The organism is Paenibacillus sp. 01L418 (assembly GCF_056400045.1).
In genome coordinates this window covers 1-3702 of sequence record NZ_JBFTSN010000548.1, presented here as the reverse complement: position 1 = coordinate 3702, position 3702 = coordinate 1, and the positions used below count along the sequence as shown (strand labels likewise).

Genomic DNA, 3702 nt, shown 5'->3' with positions numbered 1-3702 from the left:
GGTGAAAGCGGGTCAATCCTTCGATGCAACGGTTGGATTGTCAGCCGTAACGGAGGAGAAATATTCAAAGCTGTATGCGCAAATTTTAACAGTTAGCTTCGATGCTGCGAAATTAACGCTGACTGGCGCAGCCTCCTTGCAGCAGGATTTCAGCATCCTTGAGCAAAAGGTTATCGAGCCAGGCAAGGTGAGGATTGTAGCGGCAGGTCAAGGCAAAGGCATTGATGCCAATTCGGAATGGCTGAAGCTGAGCTTCTTGGCAGCTGTTACGGGGAGCACAGGAAATACAGCCATTCAAATTAGCGACTTTATAGTTGCTAATAGCTTGGGAGAAGAACTTGAAGCAAAATCAACATCCCATACGCTGCAAATTAGTGCCGTTGTTGATGTGACGGGCTTAAATCAGGCGATAGCCGCAGCGGAAGCCATTTATGATGGAGCGGTAGTCGGCACACAGCCTGGTCAATATCCGGCAGCAGCAAAAGCAGCGTTCGGTGAAGCCATTGCCGCAGCGAAAGCCGTTGCCGTTAACCCGAATGCAAGCGAAGCGCAAGTGAGCGCAGCTATTGCTCAGCTAAGTGCGGCAGTGACGACGTTCCAAGCTTCTAAATTGTCAGGCGATATTAATAACGACAATAAGGTATCAATTGGCGACCTCGGCATCGTAGCAGCTGCATATGGCAAAACAAGCGCAGATCCGAATTGGTCGCAATATAAGAAATCCGATCTAAATGCGGATGGCAAAATTGATATTGTGGATATCGCGATGCTTGCAAGATGGATTCTGGGGTAACATTTCGTTAGATTTTGCTTACAATAAAGAAGAGGGTGACCCGAAGCAACGGACTGCTTGGGTTCCCTCTTTTTTTGTCGGTTTCTGTGGGTTTAAGTTATTAATATGGATGCTGATAATATTGCTGGCCATACATTTGATTGTAATAGCCTTGGTTAGGTTTAGCTTGGTTCGACTGAATAGCTTGATTAGGCTGATATGCTTTATTGGACGGCAACGTTTGGTTTGGCTGCAATACTTGATTGGATTGCAATACTTGATTCGATTGCACTGGAGCTTGCTGCTGCATTGGAGCTTGATTAGGCTTTTGCATATTTTTGCTTTGGCCTTGTACGGGATTATAGCTGCAATTGCTCGGAGGTCCCAGAATAACGGTGTCTTTTAAAGGTGCTAATGCATTTTCTAATTTTTCTTGATCTAAGCAGTAGGTATACGCAAGGATATTGGTTGGAGTTAATCTTAAAATATCGGAGCCAAAAATAACTTCTGGGATTGGCGCATCAAAGATGGCTAGCAGATGAGTATTATCGACGGTCGCCATTTCATAGTGCCACCAGCCTTGCGGAATGTTGACGACTTGAGCAGGCTGTACCAAGTAATGAAGGAACTCGTTCGTAAAAGGGTTCATAAGCGCAATTTCTGCTGATCCTGATATGCAATATACGAGCTCGGAGGCATTCTGATGGTAATGAGGCTCAACGACATTGCTTTTGCTAAGGTAGATATCAAGAAGCGACGAATTGCCTAACGTATTCAATTGCTTCACTGAAAGCAAGTTGATGTAGTTGTATGGATCTTTTTTGAAAAAAGTACTATTGTTCAAATCATAAGCAAATTCCGTCTGTGGAGACGTATAGTCCATATAAGAAGTCATTTGTAAATCCTGCCCCTCTTCCATTAGCTGGTAAATGTTTACTGGGATAGGATATGTGTTTGCCCATATGATGGTGAAGGTTACTGGAAAAAAACAAGGCAGACAAGTGCATGAATAACGATGCACTCGTCTGCCTATTCGTTTATTTATAGCTTGGAAGCCAGCTGCCATGCGCTTCGATGAGCTCATCGCAAAGCGATACAATGTCATCCATAGACAATTCTGCTGAGGTATGCGGATCAAGCATTGCTGCGTGATAAATATGATCCCGCTTGCCAGTAATTGCCGCTTCAATCGTTAATAGCTGCGTGTTGATGTTCGTACGGTTTAATGCTGCAAGCTGTGGCGGAAGGTCGCCAACATAGGTTGGTGTAACGCCATTCGCATCCACGAGGCATGGTACTTCTACGCAAGCTTCCTTCGGAAGATTCGTAATAAGCCCAGTATTCATCACGTTGCCGCCAATTTTGAACGGGTTGTTCGTTTCAATTGCTTCGAGAATGTACGAAGCATATTCATGGCTGCGGCAGTGCTCCAGCTTGCTGTCATTAATAAGTGAATCGCGCATGGATTTCCAGCCTTCAATTTGACTAACACAGCGGCGCGGATACTCATCGAGAGGAATGTTGAAACGCTCGATCAGCTCTGGATAGTTCCGTTTGATGAAGTATGGATGGTATTCCGCATTGTGCTCGGAAGATTCGGTGATGTAGTAGCCGAATTTCAGCATGAGCTCGTAACGAACCATATCATGATGCTTCTCTAATTGCTTCTCGGCTGCACGGCGTTTGATTTCCGGGTAAAGATCAACTCCGTCTTTGCTTGCTTCAAGCAGCCATGCCATATGGTTGATGCCTGCAATTTTGTACTTAACGCCCGTTGTGTCCATACCCAAATGATCAAATAAATGCGGCACACAAACTTGTACACTGTGGCATAAGCCAACCGTTTTCACGCCGCCATAGGTGTTCATGACATTCGTGAGCACGGCCATTGGGTTGGTGTAGTTAAGGAACAGCGCATCTGGACAAACCTCGTTAATATCGCGAGCGAAATCCAGCATCACAGGAATCGTGCGCAGATTACGGAAAATGCCGCCAATGCCTACGGTATCGGCAATCGTTTGGCGCAAGCCGTATTTTTTTGGAATCTCAAAATCGGTAATCGTACACGGATCATAGCCGCCTACTTGAATGGCGTTTACGATGTATTTGGCACCGCGAAGCGCTTCTTTCCGGTCGGTATAAGCTTTAATCTCGCAAGTGCTTTCACTTGTTTTTTTAATATTAAGCAGCATTTGCTCGGAATCGAGAAGACGCTCCGCATCAATGTCAAATAAAGCGATTTCAAAACCTTGCAATGCAGGTGTCTGCATGACATCTCCAAGAATGTTTTTGGCAAAAACACTGCTTCCTGCGCCGATAAAAGTAATTTTAGACATTAGACAATAGCCTCCTATTGGATGATTGCTGACTCCTTTAGTATAAGGAGAACAACTGCAAATGAATATGGAAGGAACGAAGCATTATATGGAGAAATGTTGCATCATTTAGTATGCTTAGAGAAGTCAGCTTATTGGAGGTGCATGGATGGAAACGCATCATCGTATAACCATGAGTATTAATACAGCTCCGCTGAAAGGCGAAATGTCGGTCTTGTTCAGCGGAATCGGCGAACCGGTCGCGGGCCATTTTATAGGACCGGCTGTTCATGATTATTATTTAATTCACATTGTACTGGATGGGGAAGGCACATTTGAAACGCTGGGGAAGACGTACTCTTGCAGCGCGGGGGATGCCTTCATCATTTTTCCGGATATTCTGGTCAAATACGAGGCAAGCCTGCACAATCCTTGGAAATATACATGGGTAGCCTTCTCGGGAGATATCGTGGAAGCTTCTCTTAGTTCGATTGGGATCACGCCAGACCTTTCTGTTATACGTGGATTCTCGCTGCCGACGATTTATCGGATGTTTCGGAAAATACGCAAAGGTATGGAGAAAACGAATGCCCCAGCGCTTGGCAATATGGAAGC

4 protein-coding genes are annotated in these 3702 nt (G+C 45.1%); 2 read left to right on the top strand and 2 right to left on the bottom strand.

Translation table 11 applies throughout. The features are described 5' to 3' along the window. Positions 1 to 793, top strand: a 793-nt coding sequence (locus tag AC1DSE_RS32410; protein ID WP_477528846.1) for a dockerin type I domain-containing protein, incomplete at its 5' end; no start/stop codon positions are given. 100 nt (positions 794 to 893) lie between these two features. Here AC1DSE_RS32410 and AC1DSE_RS32405 read toward each other — a convergent pair. After that, entirely contained in the window at positions 894 to 1667 is a 774-nt protein-coding gene (locus AC1DSE_RS32405; RefSeq protein ID WP_441881790.1) for a cupin domain-containing protein, read from the bottom strand. 142 nt (positions 1668 to 1809) lie between these two features. After that, positions 1810 to 3108 (bottom strand): alpha-glucosidase/alpha-galactosidase, encoded by a 1299-nt coding sequence (gene melA, locus AC1DSE_RS32400; RefSeq protein WP_441881563.1) that lies wholly within the window; start codon positions 3106 to 3108, stop codon positions 1810 to 1812. A gap of 148 nt (positions 3109 to 3256) precedes the next feature. Here melA and AC1DSE_RS32395 point away from each other — a divergent pair. Next, positions 3257 to 3702: AraC family ligand binding domain-containing protein (locus AC1DSE_RS32395; RefSeq protein ID WP_477528845.1), on the top strand; the 446-nt coding region annotated here is incomplete at its 3' end.